The organism is Pseudomonas sp., from assembly GCF_036387035.1.
GTDB lineage: Bacteria > Pseudomonadota > Gammaproteobacteria > Pseudomonadales > Pseudomonadaceae > Aquipseudomonas.
Window position 1 is genome coordinate 1 of the sequence record NZ_DASVUM010000002.1, and the last position, 25,628, is coordinate 25,628.

The following is a 25,628-nucleotide window of genomic DNA, read 5'->3' on the forward strand; positions in this document are numbered from 1 at the left end:
TAAGGGCCGTCTTCGAAAATGACCTGGTCGGTCGGGGTGCGAATTTCGATGTTGGCGCCTTCGCGGGAAAAGTACGGCTTGCGCACCCAGCCCTTCGGCACCGCTGATTGCGGGTCCGGGTCGACGAAGGATGGCAGCAGATTGGGGTGCCCTTCGTTTAATTCCCAAAGCAAAGGCAGAATGCCCTTATTGGAGATGATGGCTTTCCAGGCAGGTTCGATAAACTGCGTGTCGCACTGCGGGATGGCTTGGCCGTGGGGCTCATGAAAGACATGCTCCCAGGCGTGCAGCTTGAAGACTCGCTCTATCCAGCGGCCTTCAAGGTCAACAAATCTTCCTTGGGCATCAAGGCCGATGTCCTCAATGTCGATGTGGCGGGTTTCGATGCCGGCGTGCTCAGCCATTTTGCGCAGGAACTCGGTTGTTCCTCGGTCTTCAATCGAGCCAGACATACAGGAAAAGTAGAAAGGCCCGCCTGCCCTGATCGCCGCAAAAGCCCGGACCAGGTCTTCCGCCATCGAGTTGAACTGCGAAGCGTGGGCCGGCAATACGCCGCGCTGTATCTGCTCATCAAGCCAGATAAGCTGAAACGCGCCCGCTTCATAGGCTGACGTGGGCGTGTCCATGTTCGCCTCCAGCAGCTTGGCCGGGTTGACGCCGTCGTAGCTGAAGTCGAAGCGACCATATAGGTGCGGGTGCCCTTCCTTCCACGAGGTGCGGACCAGATCAAAGAACGGCTGCGGAATGGCCAGGCGGGTCAATAGCTCTTCGCTTTCCACCACCTTTTCCACGACATCCAGGCACATGGCGTGAAGTTCCTGGGTGGGAGCTTCAATGTCACGTGTGATCTGCGCTTCGGTGAACTGATAGTAGGCGCGCTCATCCCAATAACGCTCACCATCAATAGTGTGAAAGTTGAACCCTTCACGCTCGGCCGTCTGGCGCCAGTCAGGACGTTCCTGAATGCTGATCCTTTTCATGGGTAACGTCCTTGTTATCCGCCGAAGCTTGAGCCGCTGCTTTTGCCACCCCAACCGCTGCGAGCGGTGGCCTGGCTGCCAAAACCGCCACGGGAAACGGAAGATGAGACGGAGGAGTTACGACCAAGGGTGCTTGTGCTGTACGTGCCGGTCGAGCTGCTTCGCGCCTGGGTGGAGTTGCCGAAGGTTTTGCCGCGCTCGATCTGGCGCGACAGCGTGGAATACCCATATCCACCCCGCGAATCCCGCTCCTGGTAGATAGGCTGGGAGTAGTAACGACCGCCACCGCCGGTGAACCCATTTACCATATTGCTGACAAGCATGCCCATCAGGAACCCGTTCACCCCGGAACCAAACCCACCACCGCCGCCGCCGCCGCCGCCAGACTGCCCGGCCTGTGCCTTCGCTGCGTCGACCTGAGACTTGGGCAGCTCGCCTGAGACCTCCAGCTGGAAGCCGCCAAGCTTGGGCGTGAACTTGCCATCGGCATTCTGTTGGCAGTAGTCGGGAACGAAATCAGCTTCGCACGCCGTTTTGTCGTCATAGGTCGGGGCAACGCGGCGGTGCTCCGCCAGTGCACTCATGTAAGCATCCGAGCAGACGTCTACCGGGACTTTCTGATCCACACAGGCCTGCACTGACGGATAGGTTTGCTGCGCGGAAACCTCGACCGTGTCGGATTTGCTGCACGCGCTGATCGCCAGCGGCAGGGTGCTGGCCAGAACCAGCTTGAGGGAACTACGTCTCATCGATAACTCCTTTCGATAACAGGCGATCAGGTCGACGGCGTCATGCAGGCCGAGTTGAGAAAACCGACACTGATCGAGACGCTGGCGGCGTAGATGGCCGCGGCAAGCTCGCCTCGGGTAATACGTGCGGACAGATCCTTGAGCACCATGCTGGTGGCAGTGAAGGCCAGCAGCTGTACGACTGCAGCGATCACTGCCCAGATCACCACATCCAGTACGCTGATGCTGTAGGTGATGACGTTGCTGGCAGGCAGTGCGAAGCCGATCAGCGCACCGCCCAGGGCGACGGCGGCGGCAACATTGCCCTCACGGATCTGGACGAATTCCTTGTGCGGCGTCAGACGCGTGTAGGCCATCTGAAACAACGCGAACAATCCGCCGGCCACAATGATGTACACCAGAAAACTCAGCACCGACTGGAAGCTGACGGACATACGAAGCGCTTCAAGCATTTTTTACTTCCTTTTAAATGACGGTGAAATCAGTGGACTGCAGGGTCACGCCGACCGACGTGGTGAAGGAGACGACGCCCTCCTCGTCTTCTTCGACAGACAACAGCAGAAACTCGCGGCGGTCTACAAGACCCGTGTCCCGCGCGTACAACATGCTCAGGTGCTTGATGCGGTAGGCACCGTCCGGACTGACGACCTGCTCGTCCATGGGCGTGAGCTCGGTCTGGCCCTGCTCCGTGCCCCACTGACGGCCGTACTCCCAACCATCATGTTCATACACCGGCAGACCGACCTTGGACGCAGGCCCCACCAGACGCTTGAGCTCTGCCTCACTGTTGATGGTGACGACGCTGCTGTAACCGAACAGGATGATGTCTTGGACGTCTTCAGCAGCGGGCCCGTTCATCATCACCTGCAGCCAGTAATCCTCGTTCTCGAAGTAGAACCGCACCAGACGAACCGATTGCCCAAGGTCGACCTGACCCACTGACCAGACCACTTCTTCGTCGGGAACCACCAGCTCCGAATGACCGTCGAGCATCAGTTTGAGCGAGTCGTCAAGGTCAAGCATACGGCCGGGAGCCAGCCCGAACGGATTCGCCAGGTTTGGATTGGCGGGGGCGTTGGAGCCTACCGGGGGAATGGGCGACTCCAGGCCCAATGCGCGTTTGATCCAGCTCATGTTTCTTCTCCTTGAATTCGCGCCGAGGCGATGTAAAGAATGCTGCCAATCACTGCGCCGGACCTCGCTCAAGGAGCCGTCGTGAGTGCATCAACCAGGCCGTCACAATACCGGCAAGCGCGCCGCACAGGTGTGACTCAATCGATACGCCCGGCACCGGGATGAAGCCGAAAATCAATCCGCTGTAACCCAGCAGGGTCACCAGCGCAATCGCGAAACTGGCCAGGCTGCGTTGATACCACGCGCGCGCCAGCAGGTACGCCCACAAGCCAAAGATGACGCCGCTGGCGCCCACATGGATGACCGGCCGGCCAACCACCCAGACCATTATCCCGCCGAGCAACATGATGAGCAGGGCAACACGGCGGTAACGCTGAAGCCCCTCGGTCGCCACCAGCCAGCTCAACACCACAAAGGGCAAAAGGTTGCTCAACAGATGACGGACCGAACCATGCAGAAACGGGGAGAAGACGATGCCCTGCAGTCCGGAAAACGTTCTGGGCACTAGGCCGTGAGACAACAGGCTGTTGGCGGTCAGGGAGTTAACCACTTGCACAACGACCATCAAAGCGGCAAGGCAGAGTATCGTTCGTAGTCCGCTTCCGATAATCATCTGTCCACCACCGAAACTGAAAAAGGGCAGACGGAAAACCGGCTGCCCTTGTTGGACGGGACTTATTGCCCCGCGTTACCGCTTTGACTCTGTGCCTTCAATCGGGCCAGAACGTCGGCTGCGCCGCCTGTTTTCGCGCCAATGCCTGCGTCCTGGAGGCGACGCTCCAGATCGCCGCCATTGGCCGCCTCTGCCAGCTCATCCGCCGCTTCAAGCCTGGCGTCCTGCTCATCCTGACGCTGCTTGATGCGTGCCAGCGAACCCACGGCGGTTTCGAGTCGGCCATTGGCACCGCCCGTTGCAGCAGCGGCGTTGATCTGCGCCTTCTGCACGCTGTCGCGGGCCTTGGCCATATCGGTCTGCTGACGCAAGCCTTTGATCTGACTTTCGGCTTTGATGACCTGCGCGGTCAGCTTGGCCACGTGAACGCCGAATTGGTCGGCCGCCAATTTCTCTTGATCGCGCAGGGCCGTCAGCTCGGCGACCTTTTCGGCGCATTCGAGGGCAAGGGCTTCTTCGCCCTTATTCATCGCCGCGAGCGCTTTCTGTTCCCAGTTGGCGATGTTCTTGTCGTGCTCTTCGACACGCTGGAGCGAAAGTTTGTGCTTGGCTTTGATCTGGATCAGTTGGTTGCGCGCCGCAAGCAGGGAGGCATCGGCGTCACGGATTTCCTGATCGAGGATTCGCAGTGCCTGAGCATCGACGATGGCTTCACCCACTTCGGAAGCACCACCACGCAGCGCTGTGACCATTTTTTTCCAAAGGCTCATTGATGTGTCTCCCGATTACTGTGGATCAACTTAAAAAAATCTTCGTAGGCGTCGGCCGCGTGAATCACGTTTTCTGCCAAAGTGAGCACCTCATGGACAATGACCGTCAGCGAAGAGGCAGCGCTCAGTGCGCCAAACATGTTGTAGAAGGTTTCGCCGTTTGGCAGCGTCTCGATGCCGATCGACGACAGCGGGAAGAGCTCCCGACTGCGCAGCACAGCGTCGTTGAATGCGGCCGGGTCTTTGACCTCAGACGCGTACACCAGAACGGAATCAACCAGGATCTGGTCGCCCGCAATGGCAATGATGATGGGCAAGCCGCCGAACTGGTTCATTACCAGGCTCAGACTCGGCTCGGCGCCTTGAATGAGGGTCAGCTCGATATCTTTGTTTTTCACCACGTCCAGTTCGGCAAACGCCGAGTGAAGTGTGTTGATCGTCCAATTGGTATTCTCAGTCATGAATCCCTCCAGTTTGATCCGGTTACCCAAATAGGGCTGGCGCAGCACTTTTTCGATGTCTCTCAGCACTTCCGCATTTTCTGGAAGCACGTACAGCTCTCGTTTCACGTACCCGGCCGCCGTCAGCCGAGCGCGCATTTCACGCATGTAATCGGTTGAAGTTTTCCGAGCCATTGAAGTGTTTCCTGAACATCACATGTGATAGCAACGCACCCTACGCTCAAGCATCCTGATACGCAACATCTCACATGTGATGATTTTATGAATGAGATGACTCCGAGGGTGACCCCCCGCATTTAGCAGGCTTCGGATATATTCATCTTCCCCATGGTCTGTAACCCCATGAATACACCTTCCCTACCCGCATGGCTCCGCCGCGCCCTGCGTCCGTTGCTGGACCCCTACCGCCGCTATCGTCATGCGCGCTACATTCACGCCGGGCGTATCGTGGTCGGGCTGCTGGTGTCGATTCTTCTGACGACCGGTGTTCATCTGCCCCACGGTGAATGGGCGTCGGTGACCATGCTGATCGTGATTGGCGGGTTGCAGCACCACGGCAATATCGGCAAGAAGTCGGTGGAGCGTGCTTACGGGACATTGATTGGCGCCGCGCTGGGTCTGGCAGTGGTGGCGCAGGAAAGCTACCTGGGCATGCCGTTGCTGACGTACGTGATCATGTCGCTGATCTGTGGCTTCTTCGCCTACCACGCAATCGGCAAAGGTGGGTACACAGCGCTGCTGTCAGCGATCACCCTGTTCATCGTGGCGGGGCACGGTGATAACCCGATCACGGACGGGTTGTGGCGGACGGTGGACATCCTGATCGGCATCGCCCTCGCCCTCGCGTTTTCGTTCGCGCTGCCGCTGTACGCGGTGTATTCGTGGCGATACAACCTGGCAAATGGGTTGCGGGACTGTGCGTTGGCCTACGACCGTATTGCCAGCGGGCAGTCGATTGCCGCCGATGAGCACGTGAAACTGACCGCGCGAATGGGTGCAACGCTGTTGCAGCTGCGCTCGCTGATGCCGTCAGTGTCCAAGGAAGTGAAGATTTCGATTGTTGAGCTGGACGCCATCCAGAGCCATTACCGCATGTGCCTCAGCCTCCTGGAAATTCTCTCGAACCTGCGGCCCGCCGACGCCGGCAGTACGGGCGTTACGGCAGAGCAACGCCGCATCCGCCGCATGCTGATCGGCATGGCCCGCGCACTCCAAACCGGCGCGACAGAGCGTTTGCAGCGGCCGACGGAGACGTTGACCGTCGGGCCAGACGTCCCGACAGCCTCTACCGAGGTGCTCGGTTATCAGCTCATGACCCGCCAGTTCACCCAAAACCTGGAAAGCCTGCAGCAGCGCCTGGCCAAGACAGCGCCGGCGTGGAAAATCTGAACCACACCGGCTTCTGGATGACGAATATCCAAATCAATACACCGGCGGGACGACCATCTCCCGTGGGACCGGGGCGCGCAGGTAATTGGCGTTGTACTCGCGCTCCGGCAACACTACTTGCGGTGTCTCGGTATCGCCGCGCGGGATTTGCTCCAGCAGGTGGTGGATGCAATTCAGGCGCGCGCGTTTCTTGTCGTCTGCTTCCACGATCCACCATGGCGCGACGTCGGTGTGAGTGCGCGTGAGCATTTCTTCCTTGGCGTTGGTGTAGGCCTCCCAGCGACGACGGGATTCCAGATCCATCGGCGAAAGCTTCCACTGCTTCAGCGGGTCATGGATGCGCATCAGAAAGCGCCGGTACTGCTCATCGTCCGTGATGGAGAACCAGTACTTGATCAGGATGATGCCCGAGCGCACCAGCATTTTTTCGAACTCGGGCACCGTGCGGAAAAACTCTTCGTACTCCTCGTCATCGCAGAAGCCCATGACACGTTCGACGCCGGCCCGGTTGTACCAACTGCGGTCGAACAGCACCATTTCGCCAGCGGCAGGCAGGTGCGTGACGTAGCGCTGGAAGTACCACTGGGTGCGCTCGCGCTCACTCGGCGCGGTCAGTGCGGCCACGCGACAAACCCGTGGATTGAGCCGTTGCGTGATGCGCTTGATCGCACCGCCTTTGCCGGCCGCATCGCGGCCTTCAAACAGCACGACCACCTTGAGCTTCTGGCTCACCACCCAGTCCTGCAGTTTCACCAGTTCGCCCTGCAGGCGCAGCAACTCCCGGAAGTACAGGCGGCGATCAATCCCTTTGGGCACCTCCTCACCCAAGTCAGCCAACAAGCCATCCAGGCGCGCGTCGTCGTATTCCATTTCCAGTTCTTCGTCGAAGCTGTCGAGGATGTCGGCCTGGATGTAGCGGGTGGTTTCGGAGAAATCCAGAGTCATGACGAGGCTCCCGGCGTGGATTCAGAGGGTGTGGGGAGAGAAGTTAGGCACGCCGGGGGTGACAGAAGAATGACAAAACCCTTACAGCGCGGAAAAGTCCTGCTGTAGCTGGACAAGCTTTCCCGGACCCAGCGATGCAGGATCAACAGCCCGCGTCTCTCGGCTTTCGCTGGGGCTTGCTGTTCGAATATCACCCACATCGCGACAGAATCTCCTAACATGCCCCGCTTGCCGAAGGAGACCCGCCCTTGCCTGACACCCGCCCCCCAGCGCTCGATGACATCGACCGCAAACTGATCGCTGCGCTGCAAATCAATGCCCGGGAACCGGTCGCCAATCTGGCTCGGCAGTTGGGCATCGCGCGAACCACAGTCACTTCGCGTTTGGCGCGTCTGGAAAAAGCGAAAATCATCACCGGCTATGGTGTGCGTCTGGGTCAGCGGCTGGTCGACGGTGGTTTGCAGGCTTACGTCGGCATCACCGTCCAGCCTCGTTCCGGCAAAGAAGTGCTAAGGCGGCTGAGTGCGCTCGCTCAAGTGCAGCAATTGTGTGCGGTGAGTGGCGAATTCGATTACGTGGCGTGGTTACGTACGGATTCGCCCGAGCAGCTGGATGAGATGCTTGATCTGATCGGCAGTGTCGATGGGGTTGAGAAGACCACAACGTCGATCATCCTGAGCAGCAAGATCGACCGCGGACAGCCATCCTGATCTTCCCACCGAATCAAAGTGACGAGTAATTTCGTCACTTTGCGTTGATTCTCTACACAACGACGACACTCTGCGCCTTATTAACCTCTCAACTGTTATCTAGACTTGTTCACTTTCGCGTACCAGTCGAACAAGGTCAGTCATGAAGAACAATCGCCACCCCGCCGACGGAAAAAAACCGATCACGATTTTCGGTCCGGACTTCCCGTTCGCGTTCGATGACTGGATCGAGCACCCGGCGGGCCTGGGCAGTATTCCTACGGAAAACCTCGGCAAAGAAGTGGCGATTGTCGGCGCAGGCATCGCGGGTCTCGTGGCGGCCTATGAACTGATGAAGGTGGGCCTGAAGCCCGTCGTTTACGAAGCCTCCAAAATGGGCGGCCGACTGCGTTCGCAACAGTTCGAAGGCGCTGAGGGCATCATTGCCGAGCTGGGCGGCATGCGTTTTCCAGTCTCCTCCACCGCTTTTTATCATTACGTGGACAAGCTCGGCCTGGAATCCAAGCCCTTCCCCAACCCGCTGACGGCTGCGTCCGGCAGCACGGTGATCGATCTGGAAGGCAGCACTCACTACGCCCAAAAGCTGTCGGACTTGCCTGCGCTGTTTCAGGAAGTCGCCGATGCCTGGGCCGACGCGCTGGAAGACGGCTCGCAATTCGCCGACATTCAGCAGGCCATTCGCGACCGCGATGTGCCTCGGCTCAAGGCGTTGTGGGACAAACTGGTGCCGCTGTGGGACGACCGCACGTTCTACGACTTCGTCGCCACCTCCAAAGCCTTCGCCAAACTGTCGTTCTACCACCGCGAGGTGTTTGGTCAGGTCGGTTTCGGCACCGGTGGCTGGGACTCGGACTTCCCGAACTCAATGCTCGAGATCTTCCGCGTGGTCATGACCAACTGCGACGACCATCAGCACCTCATTGTCGGCGGCGTCGGGCAAGTCCCGCTGGGCATCTGGCGACACACTCCGGAGCGCTGCGCGCACTGGCCCGAAGGCACCAGCCTGTCGACGCTGCACCGAGGCGCCCCACGCACAGGCGTCAAGGGCATCAGCCGCGCCGCCAATGGCCAGTTCGCGGTCACCGATAATCTGGGGGACGTCCGCCATTACGATGCGGTTCTGGCCACTTGCCAAAGCTGGCTGCTCACTACACAGATCGAGTGCGAGGAGTCGCTGTTTTCCCAGAAGATGTGGATGGCGCTGGACCGCACGCGCTACATGCAGTCGTCGAAAACCTTCGTCATGGTCGACCGGCCCTTCTGGAAGGACAAGGACCCGGAAACCGGCCGCGACCTGATGAGCATGACCCTGACCGATCGGCTGACCCGCGGCACCTACCTGTTCGACAACGGTACTTATTCCAACGGCGTCGAGAAGCCGGGTGTGATTTGCCTGTCGTACTCGTGGATGAGCGACGCGCTGAAAATGCTGCCTCACCCCGTGGAAAAACGCGTCAGCCTGGCGCTCGGCGCGCTGAAAAAGATTTATCCGAAAGTCGACATCGCCGCGCGCGTCATCGGAGACCCGATCACCGTGTCGTGGGAATCGGACCCGCACTTCCTAGGCGCTTTCAAAGGCGCACTGCCGGGCCACTACCGCTACAACCAGCGCATGTACGCGCATTTCATGCAAAAGGACATGCCTGACGAACAACGCGGGATTTTCATCGCGGGGGACGATGTGTCCTGGACGCCAGCCTGGGTCGAGGGCGCCGTGCAGACGTCGCTGAATGCGGTATGGGGCATCATGACCCACTTCGGCGGCAAGACGCACGCCGAGAACCCGGGGCCCGGCGACGTGTTCCACGAAATCGGCCCGATTGTCCTGCCAGAATAAGGAAGCCGTCATGCGCGTCGCTCTCTACCAATGCCCACCGTTGCCATTGGACGTCAGTGCCAATATCAAGCGCCTGGAAACTCAGGCGATCGAAGCATCGGCAGGAGGGGCGAAGCTGCTGGTGTGCCCTGAGATGTTTCTCAGCGGCTACAACATCGGTGCCCACGCGGCGCGGGAGCTGGCGCAGGCATGCGACGGCCCGGCTGCACTGAAGATCGCCGAGATCGCTCAAGCCACAGGTATCGCCATTTTGTACGGCTACCCGGAGCTGAGCGATGACGATCAGGTGTACAACGCGATTCAGCTGATCGACGCGCAAGGTGTCCGGCTCTGCAATTACCGTAAGACCCATCTGTACGGCGAGCTGGACAACGCGATGTTCAGCGCAGGCGAGGAGCACTTTCCGGTGGTGGAATTCGGCGGCTGGAAGCTGGGGTTCTTGATCTGCTACGACGTTGAATTCCCCGAGAACACGCGTCGTCTGGCCTTGGCCGGTGCCGATCTGATCCTTGTCCCGACCGCGAACATGGCGCCCTACGACTTCGTTGCTGAAGTGACCGTGCGGGCCCGCGCGTTCGAAAACCAGTGCTATCTGGTTTACGCCAATTACTGCGGCAGCGAGGGCCAGATTCATTACTGCGGTTTGAGCAGTATCTGCGCGCCGGACGGTCGGCAAATCGGTCTTGCTGGTCAGGATGAGGCATTGGTCATGGCGGATCTGGACCGTGAATCGATGAGCGAGTCTCAGGCGATCAACACGTACTTCAAGGACCGCCGGCCGGGGTTTTATTCAGGGCTGGGTAAACCCTAGGCTGATCATCGAAATCTGCACTGCGCACCTCCAACACCTGCACCTCCGTTATCCGCTAGCATGGCGGCTCAGTCACCCGACATCACAGACGCCATGCCCAGCACCATCACCCAACGATCCCTGACCTTGCCCAACGGCTTGAATGTAGTGCTTGTTTCAGCGCCGCGCTTGAAGCGTTGCGCCGCGGCACTGCGGGTCGCCGCAGGCAGTCATGATGTTTCGGCATCTTGGCCGGGGCTGGCGCATTTTCTCGAGCATCTTTTCTTTCTGGGCACGGAGCGCTATACGGCCGACGAAACGCTGATGGCTTTCGTGCAGCGTCATGGCGGACAAGTGAACGCCAGCACACGCGAGCGCACCACTGACTTTTTCTTCGAGCTGCCGCGCGCTGTGTTCGCCGACGGTCTCGACCGATTGTGCGAAATGCTCGCCCATCCGCGTATGACGCTTGCTGATCAGTTGCGAGAACGAGAGGTCTTGCATGCAGAATTCATCGCCTGGTCACGGGACGATGCAGCGCGTGACGTGCTGAAACGTCAGCAGCCCTTGTCAGCCTTGCACCCGCTGCGCTGGTTTCATGCCGGCAATCGCTTCAGCCTTCCGGTGCCGCGTCAGGCATTTCAAGACGCGCTTCACGGTTTTTATCGGCAGTTCTATCAGGCCGGGCAGATGACGCTGAGCCTCGCGGGGCCTCAACCCCTGGATGAACTGGAGGAGTTGGCCGCGCGGTTTGGAGCGTATTTCGTTGAGGGCATCCGGGTTGAGCAACGAAGGCCACCTGATCTGCTCGCTGATGGACCCACGCCCATCGCTGTAACTGGCCAGCATCGGATGCATCTGACCTTCGCGTGCGAAGACTTACCGGCGGGCCAAGAGCAAGCCGCTGCGTTTCTCTGCACCTGGATGAACAATGCCCAAGCGGGCGGCCTGGTAACGGAGTTGGTGGAACGCGGTTTGATTGAGGCGCTGAAAGCCGAGGTTTTGTATGAGTTTGCGGGCCAGGCATTGATCAACGTCGAGATCGCTCTCGCCTCGACCACCACAGACGCGTCAACGCACGTATCGGGGCTGGTTTTCAGCTGGCTCGCCTTCTTCAAACCCCGTTACCGTCAGTTGCTCGAAGAGTACGCGCGGTTGGAACAGCGGCGTTTGGCCGTCAGCGACGCGCTGACGCTGGCGCGGTATTTCAGCGCTGAACCCCGCCAGACCCGCCTATCGGTAGACGCGGTCGATGCACTGCTCAACCAGCTGACTCCAGAGTCGCTGTTGCAGGCGCAAGTTGCGTCTGCGGCGTACGACACCTCCAGTGTCTATTGGCGCTTGCCCGAACCCAATCCATTTCTGAAGCCGACCCCGCCAGCCCCTTCAGCCGCATTTCCCCTGCCTGCGCTGACATTCAGCGACGCGCTGCCAGCGAACGGCGAGGCTGCTGTTTATCTGCGATGGACGCTGGTCAATGCGCAACCAACGCTTGCCCGGGTGCTGACAGAAATGCTGAAGACGCTGACCGCCCAAGCCATGCAAGCGGGGGTCAGACTGGCATTCAGTGGTTATGGCAAGTTTTGGCAATTGAACGCCTCAGGCTTGGCGGAGCCGCTGCCTGCGGTGCTGGAACAGGCGCTGCGTCTGCTCGGCCAGCCGGATGCGCAAGCCCTGGCGCGCTTCGGTGCTCGGGACAATGAACCGGCCGCCATTCCCATCCGTCACTTGCTGAAGGCTTTACCTGATCATTATGTGAACAGCCCGAGCGCTCCGCAGACGAACGACCTGCAGCACGTTTGGGCGGAAGCGTTGTGGATGGGGTTTGTCACGGGCGCCCCGCGTTCAACGCAGAATGTTTTGAGTCGGGTTGTTGGCCGACAAGTCCCCGGCCTGCCGCAGCATCCAGCCCGCGCGATACCGCGGGCTGCGGGCACTCGCTGGGAAATCGAACCGTCGGAGTCTTCAGAAAACGCACTGTTAATCTTCTATCCAACGCCGTCCGGCTCTCTCGACGACGAAGCCACCTGGCGACTCTTCGCACACTTGATGCAGGCCCCGTTCTACCAGCGCCTACGTGTCGAGCTGCAGTTGGGCTACGCCGTTTTCAGCGGTTTCCGACACATCTCCGGTCATGGCGGTCTGCTGTTCGGCGTGCAGTCCCCCAGCGCCAGCGCGGAGCAACTGGTCGCCCACATCACGACCTTCATCGAGGGTCTGCCGAGTTTGATCGACGTGGCAGACTTACCCGCCCGGGTAAAAATCCTGCAGCACCAGCTCGAGACGGCTGACATAGAGCATCAGCAAGCGGCCGAACTGCTTTGGCAAGCGCATCTGGCAGGACACGGCAGCGACTACATCGCCCGGCTGCAACATTCTCTTGCACATCTTCAGCAGGCTGGTTTGCTCGAAGCCGCCCATCGGCTTGCACAGCCTGGCAGCGCCAGACTCTGCCTGTCGAACCGTCCGAGTCCGCTCTAGCCCGCCTCAATCACGGGCCATAACCCACTGATCATTGCCCGCTCTGCAAGAATCTTTATCGGATATTTCATCATTGGCCGTCCGATAATTTTAGTAACATAGCCCCCTAAGCATTTGAACGTCTCCGCTCGCAGGAGCACTAACGAATGTACTCACCCACCGCTGCACTAACCCAGAAGGAGTCAATTATGTGGACTAAACCTGCTTACACTGATCTGCGTATCGGCTTTGAAGTCACCATGTACTTCGCAAGCCGTTGATTGTTGCGCGGTGAGAAGCCTCGGTTCGCCGGGGCTTTTTTGTTAACGCGATTCTGATTTCAGGGGCCGGAATGGCCCGTCGCTACGGGGTTCACATGCACATCCAGATTCTCGGTTCCGCCGCTGGCGGTGGTTTTCCTCAGTGGAACTGCAACTGCGCCAATTGCGCAGGCTTTCGCGACGGCAGCTTGCGGGCCCACGCACGTACCCAGTCGTCCATCGCGCTCTCGGACGACGGAGTGAACTGGATCTTGTGCAACGCGTCTCCTGACATTCGCGCCCAGCTTCAGGGTTTTGCTCCGATGCAACCCAACCGCGGTTTGCGAGACACCGGGATCAGCGCGATTATTTTGATGGACAGCCAGATCGACCACACCACCGGCCTGCTCAGCCTGCGCGAAGGCTGCCCGCATCAGGTCTGGTGCACGGACATGGTTCACGAAGACCTGAGCACCGGTTTCCCGCTGTTCAACATGCTCACGCACTGGAATGGCGGGCTGGCCTGGAACCGCATCGAACTGGAAGGCAGTTTTGTCATTCCGGCCTGCCCGAATCTGCGCTTCACGCCATTTCCGCTGCGCAGCGCTGCACCGCCCTATTCGCCACACCGATTCGACCCACACCCAGGCGACAACATCGGGCTCATGGTCGAGGACCTGAGCACGGGCGGCAAACTGTTCTACGCGCCTGGCCTGGGCAAAGTCGACGATGCCCTCATGCAGAAAATGAGCGGCGCCGACTGCCTGTTGGTCGATGGCACGATGTGGGACGACGATGAGATGCAGCGCCGTGGCGTCGGCACCCGCACCGGAACCGAGATGGGTCATCTGGCCCAGAACGGCCCCGGGGGCATGCTCGAAGTGCTGGAAAAACTGCCGCGACAGCGCAAGGTGCTTATCCACATCAACAACACCAATCCGATACTCGACGAAGACTCGCCCGAGCGCGCTGAACTGGCAAGGCGTCACGTCGAGGTCGCGTTCGATGGCATGAGCATCGAGCTGTAGGAGCGTATACAAAGAAATGTGGGAGAGAGCTTGCTCACGAAGGCAAAGCGACAGCCGCCGACGTCGGATGTCATCGCCTCTTGGTGAGCAAGCTCACTCCCGCAGGATTTTGCAGAGATTCTTTAGAAGAGTGCCGACATGAGCGATGCAACGCCGCTGTCCCCCGCAGAATTCGAACAGGCCCTGCGCGCCAAAGGTGCCTACTACCACATCTATCACCCCTTCCATGTGGCGATGTATGAAGGGCGTGCGACCCGTGAGCAGATCCAGGGCTGGGTCGCCAACCGGTTTTACTATCAGGTGAATATCCCGCTGAAGGACGCCGCGATCCTGGCCAACTGCCCGGACCGGGAGATCCGCCGCGAGTGGATTCAACGCCTGCTCGACCATGACGGTGCGCCCGGTGAAGACGGCGGTATCGAAGCCTGGCTTCGACTCGGCCAAGCCGTGGGCCTTGATCCGGATCAGATGCGCTCGCAAGAGCTTGTCCTTCCCGGCGTACGATTCGCCGTCGATGCCTATGTCAACTTCGCCCGTCGCGCCAACTGGCAGGAAGCGGCCAGCAGTTCACTGACCGAGCTGTTTGCGCCGCAGATCCACCAGTCTCGGCTGGACAGCTGGCCGCAGCACTACCCCTGGATCGACCCGACAGGCTACGAGTATTTCCGCACCCGGCTCGGTCAGGCCCGCCGCGATGTCGAGCACGGTCTGGCGATCACGCTGCAGCACTACACCACGTGGGAAGGCCAGCAGCGCATGCTGGAGATTCTGCAGTTCAAACTCGACATTTTGTGGAGCATGCTCGATGCCATGAGCATGGCCTACGAGCTGAACCGGCCTCCCTACCACAGCGTGACCGAGCAACGTGTCTGGCACAAAGGAATCACCCTATGAGCTTCAATCGCGAACAGGTGCCCAGCTGGCGCCGCGGTTATCGTTTCCAGTTCGAACCCGCGCAGAACGGTCACGTCTTGCTCTACCCCGAGGGCATGATCAAGCTCAATGACAGCGCGAGCGCGATCGGCGGCTTGATCGATGGTCAGCGCAGCGTCGGCGCGATCATCGCGTTGCTCGATGAAAAATTCCCCGGCTTTCCCGAGCTCGGCACTGATGTCGAGCAATTCATGGAGGTCGCCCGTGCAGAACTCTGGATCGAACTTGCCTGAATCAGTCATCACCCCGTCCGACGTCTACATTCCGCCCACGCCCCCGGTCGGACTGCCGTTGTGGCTGCTTGCCGAGCTCACCTATCGCTGCCCGTTGCAGTGCCCGTATTGCTCCAACCCGCTGGATTTTGCCAAGCAGGGTCAGGAGTTGAGCACCGAGCAGTGGTTCAAAGTGATGGCGCAAGCCCGGCAAATGGGCGCGGCGCAGATCGGCTTTTCAGGCGGCGAGCCGCTGGTGCGTCAGGACTTGGCCGAGCTGATCGCCGAAGCGCGGCGGCTGGGTTTTTACACCAACCTGATCACGTCCGGCATTGGCCTGACCGAGCAGAAGATCATCGACTTCAAGGAAGCCGGGCTGGACCACATCCAGATCAGCTTCCAGGCCAGCGATGAGCAAGTGAACAACATGCTCGCCGGTTCAAAGAAGGCCTTCGCGCAGAAGCTGGAAATGGCCCGCGCCGTGAAGAAGCATGGCTACCCAATGGTGCTTAACTTCGTGACCCACCGGCATAACATCGACAAGATCGACAAGATCATCGAGCTGTGTGTGGCGCTGGAAGCGGACTTCGTGGAGCTGGCAACCTGTCAGTTCTACGGCTGGGCGCACTTGAATCGGGTGGGCTTGCTGCCGACCAAGGACCAACTCGTCCGCGCCGAACGCATCACCAACGAGTACCGCGTCAAGCTCGCCGCCGAGAACCACCCGGTGAAGCTGATCTTCGTCACCCCCGATTACTACGAAGAACGCCCGAAAGCGTGCATGAACGGCTGGGGCAATCTGTTCCTGACGGTGACACCGGATGGCACGGCACTGCCATGTCATGGGGCGCGGCAGATGCCGATCCAGTTTCCCAACGTGCGCGATCACAGCATGCAGCACATCTGGTATGAGTCGTTCGGTTTCAATCGCTTTCGCGGTTATGAGTGGATGCCCGAGCCTTGCCGCTCCTGTGACGAGAAGGAAAAGGACTTCGGTGGCTGTCGTTGTCAGGCGTTCATGCTGACCGGCGATGCGAGCAACGCCGACCCGGTGTGCAGCAAGTCGCCGCAGCATCACCTGATCACCCAAGCCCGTGATGAAGCCGAGTATGCTAGCCAGACCATCGAGCAACTGGCCTTCCGCAATGAACGAAACTCACGCCTCATCGCCAAGTCCTGACCTGCTGACTGCCGCCCAGGCCGTGGCGGCAGGCGCCGATTTCGCCGAAATCAACGTCAGCCCCGCGGGGCTTTTCTGGAGTGAATTCCGCCCGCAGGATGCCGCAACGCGCATCTGGCGCTGGCACGACGGCACGGCCTCTTGCCTGACGCCTGAGGGTTTCAGTGCGCGCAGCCGGGTTTACGAATATGGCGGCGGGTCTTTCTGTTTGACTGACGATGCCGTCGTGTTCGTCAACGAGGCTGACCAGCAGATTTACCTTCAGCCCTTCGACGCTCTAACGCCGCGGCCACTGACACAGGGCGACACGCTATTCGGCGATGTCCGGTACGCGCGGGGGCAGATTCTGGCGGTTGAGGAAGATAAGGACACTCACCGGCTGGTCGCCATTGATGTAGCCGACGGCCGACGGCATGTGCTGGCCGAAGGCGCCGACTTTTACGCCTCGCCCACGGTCAGTCCGAACGGCAATCGGCTGGTGTGGATCGAGTGGTGGCGGCCGCATCAGCCGTGGACGTCCACGCGACTGATGAGCGTCGAACGCCAGGCAGATCTCACGTGGGGCCGGCCGCACTGTCTGGCCGGCGGGTTGGGGTTGGAATCTCTTCAGCAACCCCGCTTCGATGAAACGGGCCGCTTGTATTGCCTGACCGACCGCGCCGGTTTCTGGCAACCGTGGGCTGAAACGCTGGACGGCTTTGAAGCGCTGCCCGCCGCCAAATCCGATCACGCCTCAGCGCCATGGCAACTGGGCGCCTCGACGTGGATGCCACTCAGCGATGGCGCTTATGTAGCCGCCTGGTTCGAGGACGGCAAAGGTCTGCTGGGCATGCGCTCGGCGCTGGACGCTGTTGAAAATTTCAGCGGAGATTACAGCCGCTTCAGAAGCGTCGCGGCTGACGCGAATTACCTCTATTGCATCGCGGCGTCGCCCGTCAGCCCCTCCGCAGTGATCGCCATCAATCGCACTGACAAACACGTGCAGGTATTGGCCGGCGGTGTGAGCCCGCTTCCCGTCGAGCGCATCAGCCAGCCGCAAACCTTGCGTTATCCGAGCGGCGCCAGCGAAGCACATGGGTATTTCTATCCGGCCATGAATGGCGATGTAAAGCCGCCACTGGTGGTGTTTATCCACGGCGGACCTACTTCGGCCTGCTATCCCGCGCTGGACCCGCGTATCCAGTTCTGGACCCAGCGGGGCTTTGCCGTCGCAGACCTCAACTATCGTGGCAGCACCGGTTATGGACGCGCATACCGTCAGGCGCTGTTTCTGGAATGGGGCGTGGTCGACGTCGAGGATGCCTGCGCAGTGGTCGATTACCTCGGCAATCAAGGGCTGATCGACCCGGCAAACGCGTTCATCCGCGGCGGCAGTGCAGGTGGCTATACGACGCTGTGCGCATTGGCGTTCAAGGATGTTTTCCGCGCCGGGGCCAGCCTATATGGGGTGAGCGATCCGCTGGCGCTGGCCGAGGCCACGCATAAGTTCGAGGCGGATTATCTGGACTGGCTGATCGGTGATCCCGACGTCGACATGGCGCGCTATCGGGAACGCACGCCGCTGCTGCATGCCAACCAGATCAAAGTCCCGGTGATCTTCTTCCAGGGCGAACTCGACGCGGTCGTCGTTCCCGCACAGACTCGCGACATGCTCAACGCGCTGCTGGAAAACGGTATACCGGCTAAAGGACACTTCTACCCCGACGAACGCCACGGCTTCCGCAAAGCCGCCAACCTGGCCCATGCACTGGAGACCGAATGGGCGTTTTACCGAAAGGTGATTGACGGCTGACGGGGAAGGCGTTTGCCGTAATAAGCGTTGAGGCCTGATTGGGCTCCTACGGATCAGCTGAGATCCGTCGTGATCCTGGGATCTGGCGGCGTTACTTGCGACTGACAATGATGTAGATCGCATGAATGATCCCCGGGATGTAGCCCAGCAGGGTCAGCAGAATATTCAGCCAGAAGGCGCCGGCGAGGCCGACTTGCAGGAATACGCCCAAGGGTGGAAGCAGGATGGCGATGATGATGCGAATGATGTCCATGGGTGATGCTCCTGATTAACAGCCCAATGGGGGCCGCACAGCTAATCGACCCTGGGCCGTTACAGGGGTTCCACGGCGCATATCATCAAGCCATCAGCTTCGCGCAAGTACATCAGGCGAAGCGGCCCGCGGCGTAGTCGTTTTCCAGAACGCAGAAAAAAGAAAACCCCGCCTAAGCGAGGTTCTCCAGACTGTTTCCCGTGACTTCCATTTCTTCCCGCCGTCCTGGCAGGCGATCCCTTACGTGTCCCTGTTATCTGTTTGCGCATCCTGCGCGACGTCCATGTGTGTAGATTAAACTTGGATCCACTGAAGCGCTAGAGCCGAATGCCATCACGCCATGTAAGCAAATGCTTACATGGGTTTCGCTACGTCAGAACTGTGACGCCTCTAATAGGTACAGCGACTCGCTGCCCGCCTTCACCGACGCCGAGAGCGACTGAATACGGGGCAATAGACGTGCGAAATAGAACCGCGCGGTGCCCAGCTTGCTGGCGTAAAAATCTTCCTGACCTTCTTTACCCCATGCGGCCTTGGCCATCATCGCCCACATGTAGGCGTACGCCGTGTATCCGAACGCATGCAGATACTCGACAGAAGCGGCACCAATTTCATTCGGGTTGCTGCGCGCCCGGTCCAGCACCCAGTCGGTCAATTCGTCCAGCGTGGTCAGCGCAGTGGCAAGCGGCTTGGTGAACTCGGCCTGCGAGCTGTCGGACGAAGCGATGAATTCGCGGACTTCGTCGGAGAACAACTTGTAATAGGCCCCGCCACTGGCCACGACCTTTCGGCCCATCAAGTCCAGTGCCTGAATACCGTTGGTGCCTTCGTAGATCTGAGTGATGCGCACGTCACGCACCAACTGCTCCTGGCCCCACTCGCGGATATAGCCATGACCGCCGAACACCTGTTGACCGTGAACGGTGGTGTCCAGGCCCATGTCGGTAAGAAAGGCCTTGGCGACGGGCGTCAGCAGCGCAACCAATGCGTCGGCGCGCTGGCGCACCTGAGCGTCTTCGCTGTACTTGGCAGTGTCCAGCTGGAGTGCCACGTACGTAGAGAACGCGCGACCCCCTTCGTTCAGCGCTTTCATGGTCAACAGCATGCGCCGTACATCAGGGTGAACGATGATCGGGTCAGCGAGGGTGTCTTTGGACTGCGCCCCGGTTGGTGCCCGGCTTTGCAGGCGGTCGCGGGCGTATTCGATCGCGTTCTGATACGAACGCTCGCCGGAAGCCAGGCCTTGAATGCCAACGCCCAGACGCTCGTAGTTCATCATCGTGAACATCGCCGCCAGGCCTTTATTGGGCTCGCCGATCAGGTAGCCCTCGGCTTGGTCGAAATTCATCACGCAGGTTGCCGACGCCTGGATACCCATCTTGTGCTCGATGGACCCGCAGAACACCGTGTTGCGCTCACCCAGGCTGCCGTCGTCGTTAACCATGATCTTCGGCACGAGGAACAGCGAGATACCTTTGGGCCCTGCCGGGGCATCGGGCAGTTTGGCCAGCACCAGATGGATGATGTTCTCGGTAAGGTCGTGCTCGCCGCCGGTGATGAAGATTTTGGTGCCACTGATCTTGTAGGACCCATCGCTCTGTGGCTCTGCTTTTGTACGAATGATGCCCAGGTCGGTGCCCGCATGGGCTTCGGTCAGGCACATTGAACCCGCCCACACGCCGGCGTACATGTTCGGCAGGTACTTGGCTTTCAATGCTTCGCTGGCGTGGGTATTGATCGAGACGCAGGCACCGGAGGTCAGCATCGGGTACAGCCCGAACGCCAGGCTGGCGGAGTTGACCATCTCTTCGACCTGCGCCGAGACCGCTTTGGGCATGCCCATGCCGCCGAATGCCGGATTGCCCCCAACGCCGACCCAGCCGCCTTCCGCATACGTTTTGTAGGCCTGAACGAAGCCTGCCGGTGTGGTGACGACGGTGTCTTTCCAGTGACAGCCTTCTTCATCGGCTGCGCGGCTCAACGGTGCAACGGATCTGCCGGTGACCTTGCCCGCCTCTTCGAGAATCGCCTCAACGGTCTCGGCGTCTACTGTTTCAGACAGTTCGGGAAGCGTGGCCCAAAGTCTGGAGACTTCGAACACTTCATTGAGGACGAAGCGCATATCGCGCAAAGGCGCTTTGTAGTCAGCCATGGCAAACCTCGTTTCAGCGGCAGAGAACTCTGGAGAGGAGCGGCGCCGCACAGGTGTTGCTGCGCCGATAGGTCAGTGAAGCGAGTGTACCTGAACACCATTTGCGACACATAGGGTCAACACGTGACTATTATCTGATATCTGGTCACGCGCAAGGAACGCCCATACATACACCCACTCATAGGCTCAAGTGCGTTTGCTTACAGAATGAGAGGAACAGCCTTCAGCTGGCAGCGGCCATTCGGACGGCACCGCGCTTGTTGGTTTGGGCGTGATTGATAACGCAGTTACGGCCAGCGCCCTTGGCGGCATACAGCGCCTGATCAGCGGACTTGAGGACTTCTTCCGGATTGCGATGCTCGGGCTGACGCTCGGCCACGCCGATGCTGACGGTCACCGAAACCGTTGAAGCCTGCGCACCTGCACGACGCTGGCGCCCCTGCTGGTCATCGTTCGGACGATTGTCCGGATTGCGCAGGTGTATCTGATAGCTGGCGATGGTTTCCCGAATGACTTCAAGATGCGGCATGCACTCTTCGAGCGTTTTGCCGGCAAACACGATGGCGAACTCTTCACCGCCATAGCGATAGGCACGACCGCCACCGTTGGTGATCTTCGACAGCTTGCTCGCCACCAGACGCAACACCTGGTCACCGACATCGTGACCATGGGTGTCGTTGAATTTCTTGAAATGATCGACGTCGCTCATCGCCAGTACGTAATTGCGACCCAGTCGCTGCAGCCGTTCATTGAGCGCGCGCCGACCTGGCAGACCGGTCAGTTCGTCGCGGAAGGCCATTTGATAGGCCTCGTGGGCAACCGCTGCGGCAATCATTAGCATCACCTGGCTGCACATGATGTTTAGGGTGAACGGCAGGATGAAGGTTTTGGGTAACGCCCAGAACATCCCGAGCAACCCGACCAGTTGAGCAGCGTGCAGAGGGCGCGGCTTGTAGAAATACTGGGTAATCAGCACCGCAAAAGCGATGAGAAACGTGACGTAGGACAGCTGGATCAGGCTCATCCAGTCTCCGTGCAGCGCCGGCCAGCGTATGTCGGCAAGCCAGGCCAGCAGCCCGACCGGGAAGCTCTGTTCGAGACCCAGCGCGACGCTGCCTACCGCGACCAGCACGGCCAGTCGCGCCACAAGGTCCTGAAAGAGGTGGGTCCGCTCTTCCCATGCGGCAAACAGGCCAAACATGACCGGCAGCAGGAGGCAGCACAGATGGAACACCACGGCGGCGTCCTCTCGGACCTTTCCGTTATCGCGGTAGTAATCGGTCTGCGTGTCGAGCAGGAAATAGGCGATGTACACCGTGATCATTAGAAACAGTTCACGCTGTCGCTTGTACACGCCGCAATACGCGCCGCCCAGCAATAGCACCAGGGTCGGCAGCACATTGAAGAGCGAAGTGAAGAAGACGTTGAGGTCTTTCACGTACGCGGCCGCCAGTCCGGCAACAAGCAAGGCCAAGGAAGGTAAAAAATGACTGAGCCGTGCGGCGGAGGGGCGCAGCAAAAGGACTATCTCCAGACCGAATGAGGCAAGCGCTGAATAAATGGCATTGTGCCTGTATCGGCCGCATCGAAGATAAGATGAGGAGAATGTGCGCGCCGCTCAGGCAAAACCGACCGGACACAAAAAAGCCGCTTGTCCTTGGCGGACAAGCGGCTTGATCAGAACCCTTCGCGTGAATCAGTACGCCAGGCCGAAGTGCTCTTCGTTCATGTCCATCAAGTTGCTCGCGCCCGACAGCATGGTGGCTACGTGAGTACGAGTGCGCGGCAGGATGCGCTGGAAGTAGAAGCGCGCGGTCTGAAGCTTGGCGGTATAGAAGGCTTCTTCGCTGGTACCGGCCGCCAGTTTCTCGGCTGCGACGCGAGCCATGTCAGCCCAGAAGTACGCCAGGCAGGCATACCCTGAGAACATCAGGTAATCCACCGAAGCGGCACCGACCTCTTCACGGTCCTTCATGGCCGCCATGCCGACCTTCATGGTCAGCTCGCCCCACTCTTTGTTGAGCGCAGCCAGCGGCGTCACGAATTCGCTGATCACTTCGTTGCCTTCCTGAGACTGGCAGAACTTGTGGACGATCTTGGTGAAGCCTTTGAGTGCTTCGCCCTGGGTCATCAGCACTTTACGGCCCAGCAGGTCGAGCGCCTGAATGCCGGTGGTGCCTTCGTACAGCATCGCAATACGGGCATCACGAACGTTCTGCTCCATGCCCCACTCGGCGATGAAGCCGTGGCCGCCGTAGATCTGCACGCCGTGGTTGGCAGACTCAAAACCGACTTCGGTCATGAACGCTTTGGCGATCGGCGTCATGAACGCCAGCAGGCCGTCAGCTTGCTTCTTGGCTTCAGCATCGTCGCTGTACTTGGCGATGTCGACTTGCTTGGCGGTGAAGTACACCATCGCGCGAGTGCCTTCGGCGAAGGCCTTCATGGTCAGCAGCATACGACGTACGTCCGGGTGAACGATGATCGGGTCCGCGGCTTTTTCCGGTGCTTTCGGGCCTGTCAGCGAACGCATCTGCAGGCGTTCACGAGCATATTTCAGGCCGCCCTGGAAACCGATCTCGGCGTGGGCCAGACCTTGCAGCGCAGTGCCCAGACGTGCGGTGTTCATGAAGGTGAACATGCAGTTGAGGCCCTTGTTCGGCGGGCCGATCAGGTAACCGGTGGCGCCGTCGAAGTTCATCACGCAGGTCGCGTTGCCGTGGATGCCCATCTTGTGTTCCAGCGAGCCGCAAGTGACAGCGTTGCGCGCGCCGACGCTGCCATCAGCGGCCGGTACGAATTTCGGCACGATGAACAGGGAAATGCCTTTGGTGCCAGCAGGCGCGTCGGGCAGGCGGGCCAGCACGATGTGGACGATGTTATCGGCCATGTCGTGTTCGCCAGCGGAAATGAAGATCTTGGTGCCGGACACTTTGTAGGAGCCATCAGCCTGAGGCTCGGCCTTGGTGCGCAGCATGCCCAGGTCGGTGCCGCAATGAGGTTCGGTCAGGCACATGGTGCCGGTCCACTCGCCCGAAACCAGTTTGGTCAGGTAAGCGTCTTGCTGTTCGGGGGTGCCGTGCTCGGAGATGGTGTTCATCGCGCCGTGGGACAGGCCCGGGTACATGCCCCACGACCAGTTGGCTTCGCCGACCATCTCGCTGACTGCCAGACCCAACGACTCGGGCAGACCCTGGCCGCCATGGGCGACATCGTGGGCCAGACTCGGCCAGCCGCCTTCAACGAACTGCTTGTAGGCTTCCTTGAAACCGGTCGGGGTTTTTACGCCGGACTCGCTCCAGGTGCAGCCTTCGGTGTCACCCACACGGTTCAGCGGTGCCAGTACCTGCTCACAAAACTTGGCGCCTTCCTCGAGAATGGCGTCGACCATGTCAGGCGTGGCGTCCTGGCATGCTGGCAGACTCTGATAGTGCGCTTCGTAGCCGAGCAGCTCGTCACGGACGAAGCGAATATCACGCAAGGGGGCCTTGTAGTCAGGCATAGCGATAAACCTCTGCTGGTGAACCTTGGAATTGGATGACCGTGTGGTCACTGTGGGGCATCGCCCCGGCGCCGACGTTTGGAGTGATTCGGCGATCAAACAGGTGTTTGAAACATACGTTTACGCCTATACCTTGTCAAGCGACGGTCCGCACCTTTCATCACCTGACGAGGGCACCGTGCAGGCGTGCGCATACGACGCCTTGGCGTTGAGACAGACGGGTTGATTGCAGAGAGAGCGAGCAAAGAACACGCTAGAGCGCGCGCAGGATGGGCGCGTGAATGAGGCAGTATTCAGGAAACGGGCAGCGGCCCGCAACGTGCGCAGCAGCGCACGGAATGAGGGGAGATCAGGCGAACGTATCGATCAGCGTGCCGAGCATTTCATCGCTGGCTTTTTCGACTTTGACACCGGCCTGGACTTGAATCCGGCCCTGGGTCAGCTCGACCACGTTCGTGGCCATGTCCGAGCTTTGCGGACGGTCGACGGACCGCAGGCGCTCAAGCTGGAAATCCGAAGACTGGCTGCGTCCCGACACTTCGGTCGCTGGGCTGGCCAGTTGCGTCGCAGCCTGATCGACACGGCTCTGTCCAACCTGCATTGCGCTAAGGCCCGGGTACAGTGTGTTGTTCAGTGAGATTTGCATGAGCACGATCCTCTGTTCATAAAACGAACACTGCGATTAAAGCAGCATTGCACCCTCATCACAGCGCAATACGACTAGTGGCATTGCGCCTTGTGACGTGCCTCACACTCCGCGACTCATTACCGGCTAATCCAGCAACTCCAGATGCAGATGCTCGGCGATCATTTCCGGGGTCGCTTTCTTCATGAACGGTACCCGACCGAGGCACGGCGCCGGCAGGCGCTCTGCGAGCGTGGCCAGGTTTTCTTCAAGCCGTGAGGTTTTCGGGTCAATGATATTCGCCACCCAGCCTGCCAGTTGCAGGCCGTCATTGGCGATGATTTCGGCTGTCAGCAGCGCGTGGCTGATACAGCCCAGCCGCACGCCCACCACCAGTATCACCGGCAATCCAAGGGCGATCGCCAGGTCGGACAGATTGGCTTGATCGGCCAGCGGAACGCGCCAGCCACCCGCACCTTCGATCAGTGTGAAGTCAGCCTGCTTGTCGAGGATATGCTGCATCGGGCCGAGCAAGGATTGCACCGTCAGGGCTACACCCGCTTCGCGCGCGGCCAGATGGGGGGCGATGGCGGGCTCGAAGGCCACCGGATTGACTTCGTTGTAGGTCAGCTGGATCGAACATTCGGCCCGCAAGGCGACGGCGTCGGAATTGCGCAGTCCCTTGGGTTTCATGTCGCAGCCAGAGGCGACCGGCTTGCCTGCCGCCGTGCTCAAACCTGACTGCCGCGCCGCGTACAAAAGCCCCGTGGCGATAGTGGTCTTGCCGACGTCGGTATCGGTTCCCGTGATGAAATACGCAGCGCTCATCGTGGCGACCATCCGTTCAGATATT

At 59.9% G+C, this 25,628-nt stretch carries 25 protein-coding genes; 11 read left to right on the forward strand and 14 right to left on the reverse strand.

All coding sequences use genetic code 11. The features are described from left to right. The 7 genes from VF672_RS00220 to VF672_RS00250 all read right to left on the reverse strand — a co-directional run. Positions 1–980, reverse strand: a 980-nt coding sequence (locus VF672_RS00220; protein ID WP_331100140.1) for a glutathionylspermidine synthase family protein, incomplete at its 3' end; no start/stop codon positions are given. Between the two features lie 14 nt (positions 981–994). Further along, positions 995–1,729, reverse strand: a complete 735-nt coding sequence (locus VF672_RS00225; protein WP_331100143.1) for a DUF1190 domain-containing protein — start codon at positions 1,727–1,729, stop codon at positions 995–997. Positions 1,730–1,755: 26 nt separating this feature from the next. Beyond that, complete coding sequence (locus VF672_RS00230; protein WP_331100145.1) at positions 1,756–2,181, reverse strand: DUF350 domain-containing protein; 426 nt, start codon at positions 2,179–2,181, stop codon at positions 1,756–1,758. Between the two features lie 13 nt (positions 2,182–2,194). Continuing rightward, positions 2,195–2,863, reverse strand: a complete 669-nt coding sequence (locus tag VF672_RS00235; RefSeq protein WP_331100146.1) for a DUF2491 family protein — start codon at positions 2,861–2,863, stop codon at positions 2,195–2,197. Between the two features lie 49 nt (positions 2,864–2,912). Continuing rightward, complete coding sequence (locus tag VF672_RS00240) at positions 2,913–3,476, reverse strand: rhomboid family intramembrane serine protease (protein ID WP_331100149.1); 564 nt, start codon at positions 3,474–3,476, stop codon at positions 2,913–2,915. Positions 3,477–3,538: 62 nt separating this feature from the next. Beyond that, positions 3,539–4,246, reverse strand: a complete 708-nt coding sequence (locus tag VF672_RS00245; protein WP_331100151.1) for a PspA/IM30 family protein — start codon at positions 4,244–4,246, stop codon at positions 3,539–3,541. Then, complete coding sequence (locus tag VF672_RS00250) at positions 4,243–4,881, reverse strand: YjfI family protein (RefSeq protein WP_331100153.1); 639 nt, start codon at positions 4,879–4,881, stop codon at positions 4,243–4,245. The genes VF672_RS00245 and VF672_RS00250 overlap by 4 nt, the downstream gene beginning before the upstream one ends. A gap of 168 nt (positions 4,882–5,049) precedes the next feature. On the opposite strand from VF672_RS00250, the gene VF672_RS00255 reads away from it, so the two are divergent. Continuing rightward, positions 5,050–6,096 (forward strand): FUSC family protein, encoded by a 1,047-nt coding sequence (locus VF672_RS00255; RefSeq protein ID WP_331100155.1) that lies wholly within the window; start codon positions 5,050–5,052, stop codon positions 6,094–6,096. 33 nt (positions 6,097–6,129) lie between these two features. Here the strand turns inward: VF672_RS00255 and ppk2 are convergent, their stop codons facing one another. Next, complete coding sequence (gene ppk2 / locus VF672_RS00260) at positions 6,130–7,041, reverse strand: polyphosphate kinase 2 (protein WP_414705546.1); 912 nt, start codon at positions 7,039–7,041, stop codon at positions 6,130–6,132. A 248-nt stretch (positions 7,042–7,289) separates the two neighbouring features. On the opposite strand from ppk2, the gene VF672_RS00265 reads away from it, so the two are divergent. From VF672_RS00265 to VF672_RS00310, 10 genes are all read left to right on the forward strand, one after another. After that, positions 7,290–7,751, forward strand: a complete 462-nt coding sequence (locus tag VF672_RS00265) for an Lrp/AsnC family transcriptional regulator (protein ID WP_331100157.1) — start codon at positions 7,290–7,292, stop codon at positions 7,749–7,751. Positions 7,752–7,893: 142 nt separating this feature from the next. Continuing rightward, complete coding sequence (locus VF672_RS00270) at positions 7,894–9,588, forward strand: flavin monoamine oxidase family protein (protein ID WP_331100159.1); 1,695 nt, start codon at positions 7,894–7,896, stop codon at positions 9,586–9,588. A 10-nt stretch (positions 9,589–9,598) separates the two neighbouring features. Continuing rightward, positions 9,599–10,399 (forward strand): carbon-nitrogen hydrolase family protein, encoded by an 801-nt coding sequence (locus tag VF672_RS00275; protein WP_331100161.1) that lies wholly within the window; start codon positions 9,599–9,601, stop codon positions 10,397–10,399. A gap of 93 nt (positions 10,400–10,492) precedes the next feature. Continuing rightward, on the forward strand, positions 10,493–12,859 hold the full coding sequence (gene pqqF, locus VF672_RS00280; RefSeq protein WP_331100163.1) for a pyrroloquinoline quinone biosynthesis protein PqqF: 2,367 nt from the start codon (positions 10,493–10,495) through the stop codon (positions 12,857–12,859). Between the two features lie 188 nt (positions 12,860–13,047). Next, positions 13,048–13,119 carry a pyrroloquinoline quinone precursor peptide PqqA gene (gene pqqA / locus VF672_RS00285; RefSeq protein WP_008365141.1) on the forward strand — a complete coding sequence of 24 codons (72 nt, stop codon included), beginning with the start codon at positions 13,048–13,050 and terminating at the stop codon, positions 13,117–13,119. 95 nt (positions 13,120–13,214) lie between these two features. After that, entirely contained in the window at positions 13,215–14,126 is a 912-nt protein-coding gene (pqqB, locus tag VF672_RS00290; RefSeq protein WP_331100252.1) for a pyrroloquinoline quinone biosynthesis protein PqqB, read from the forward strand. A 138-nt stretch (positions 14,127–14,264) separates the two neighbouring features. Further along, a complete protein-coding gene (gene pqqC / locus VF672_RS00295) occupies positions 14,265–15,020 on the forward strand; it encodes a pyrroloquinoline-quinone synthase PqqC (protein ID WP_331100166.1) in 756 nt (251 codons plus the stop codon). Next, positions 15,017–15,292, forward strand: a complete 276-nt coding sequence (pqqD, locus tag VF672_RS00300) for a pyrroloquinoline quinone biosynthesis peptide chaperone PqqD (RefSeq protein ID WP_331100168.1) — start codon at positions 15,017–15,019, stop codon at positions 15,290–15,292. The genes pqqC and pqqD overlap by 4 nt, the downstream gene beginning before the upstream one ends. Continuing rightward, positions 15,264–16,451 carry a pyrroloquinoline quinone biosynthesis protein PqqE gene (gene pqqE, locus VF672_RS00305; RefSeq protein ID WP_331100170.1) on the forward strand — a complete coding sequence of 396 codons (1,188 nt, stop codon included), beginning with the start codon at positions 15,264–15,266 and terminating at the stop codon, positions 16,449–16,451. Before pqqD ends, pqqE begins: the two co-directional genes overlap by 29 nt. Then, positions 16,417–18,243, forward strand: coding sequence for a S9 family peptidase (locus VF672_RS00310; protein WP_331100172.1), 1,827 nt, complete (start codon positions 16,417–16,419; stop codon positions 18,241–18,243). Before pqqE ends, VF672_RS00310 begins: the two co-directional genes overlap by 35 nt. 91 nt (positions 18,244–18,334) lie before the next feature. Here VF672_RS00310 and VF672_RS00315 read toward each other — a convergent pair whose 3' ends face one another. The 6 genes from VF672_RS00315 to bioD form a co-directional block, all read right to left on the reverse strand. Beyond that, on the reverse strand, positions 18,335–18,496 hold the full coding sequence (locus VF672_RS00315; RefSeq protein ID WP_331100174.1) for a YqaE/Pmp3 family membrane protein: 162 nt from the start codon (positions 18,494–18,496) through the stop codon (positions 18,335–18,337). Between the two features lie 373 nt (positions 18,497–18,869). Further along, positions 18,870–20,648 (reverse strand): acyl-CoA dehydrogenase C-terminal domain-containing protein, encoded by a 1,779-nt coding sequence (locus VF672_RS00320; protein WP_331100176.1) that lies wholly within the window; start codon positions 20,646–20,648, stop codon positions 18,870–18,872. Between the two features lie 223 nt (positions 20,649–20,871). Beyond that, positions 20,872–22,167 (reverse strand): GGDEF domain-containing protein, encoded by a 1,296-nt coding sequence (locus VF672_RS00325; RefSeq protein ID WP_331100178.1) that lies wholly within the window; start codon positions 22,165–22,167, stop codon positions 20,872–20,874. Between the two features lie 177 nt (positions 22,168–22,344). Further along, the gene (locus VF672_RS00330) at positions 22,345–24,150 is read right to left on the reverse strand and encodes a phenylacyl-CoA dehydrogenase (protein WP_331100180.1); all 1,806 of its coding nucleotides are present in this window, start codon (positions 24,148–24,150) and stop codon (positions 22,345–22,347) included. Positions 24,151–24,499: 349 nt separating this feature from the next. Next, positions 24,500–24,796, reverse strand: a complete 297-nt coding sequence (locus VF672_RS00335) for a pyrroloquinoline quinone biosynthesis protein PqqE (protein WP_237251556.1) — start codon at positions 24,794–24,796, stop codon at positions 24,500–24,502. 126 nt (positions 24,797–24,922) lie between these two features. Then, positions 24,923–25,603 carry a dethiobiotin synthase gene (gene bioD / locus VF672_RS00340; protein WP_331100185.1) on the reverse strand — a complete coding sequence of 227 codons (681 nt, stop codon included), beginning with the start codon at positions 25,601–25,603 and terminating at the stop codon, positions 24,923–24,925. Between the last annotated feature and the right edge of the window lie 25 nt (positions 25,604–25,628).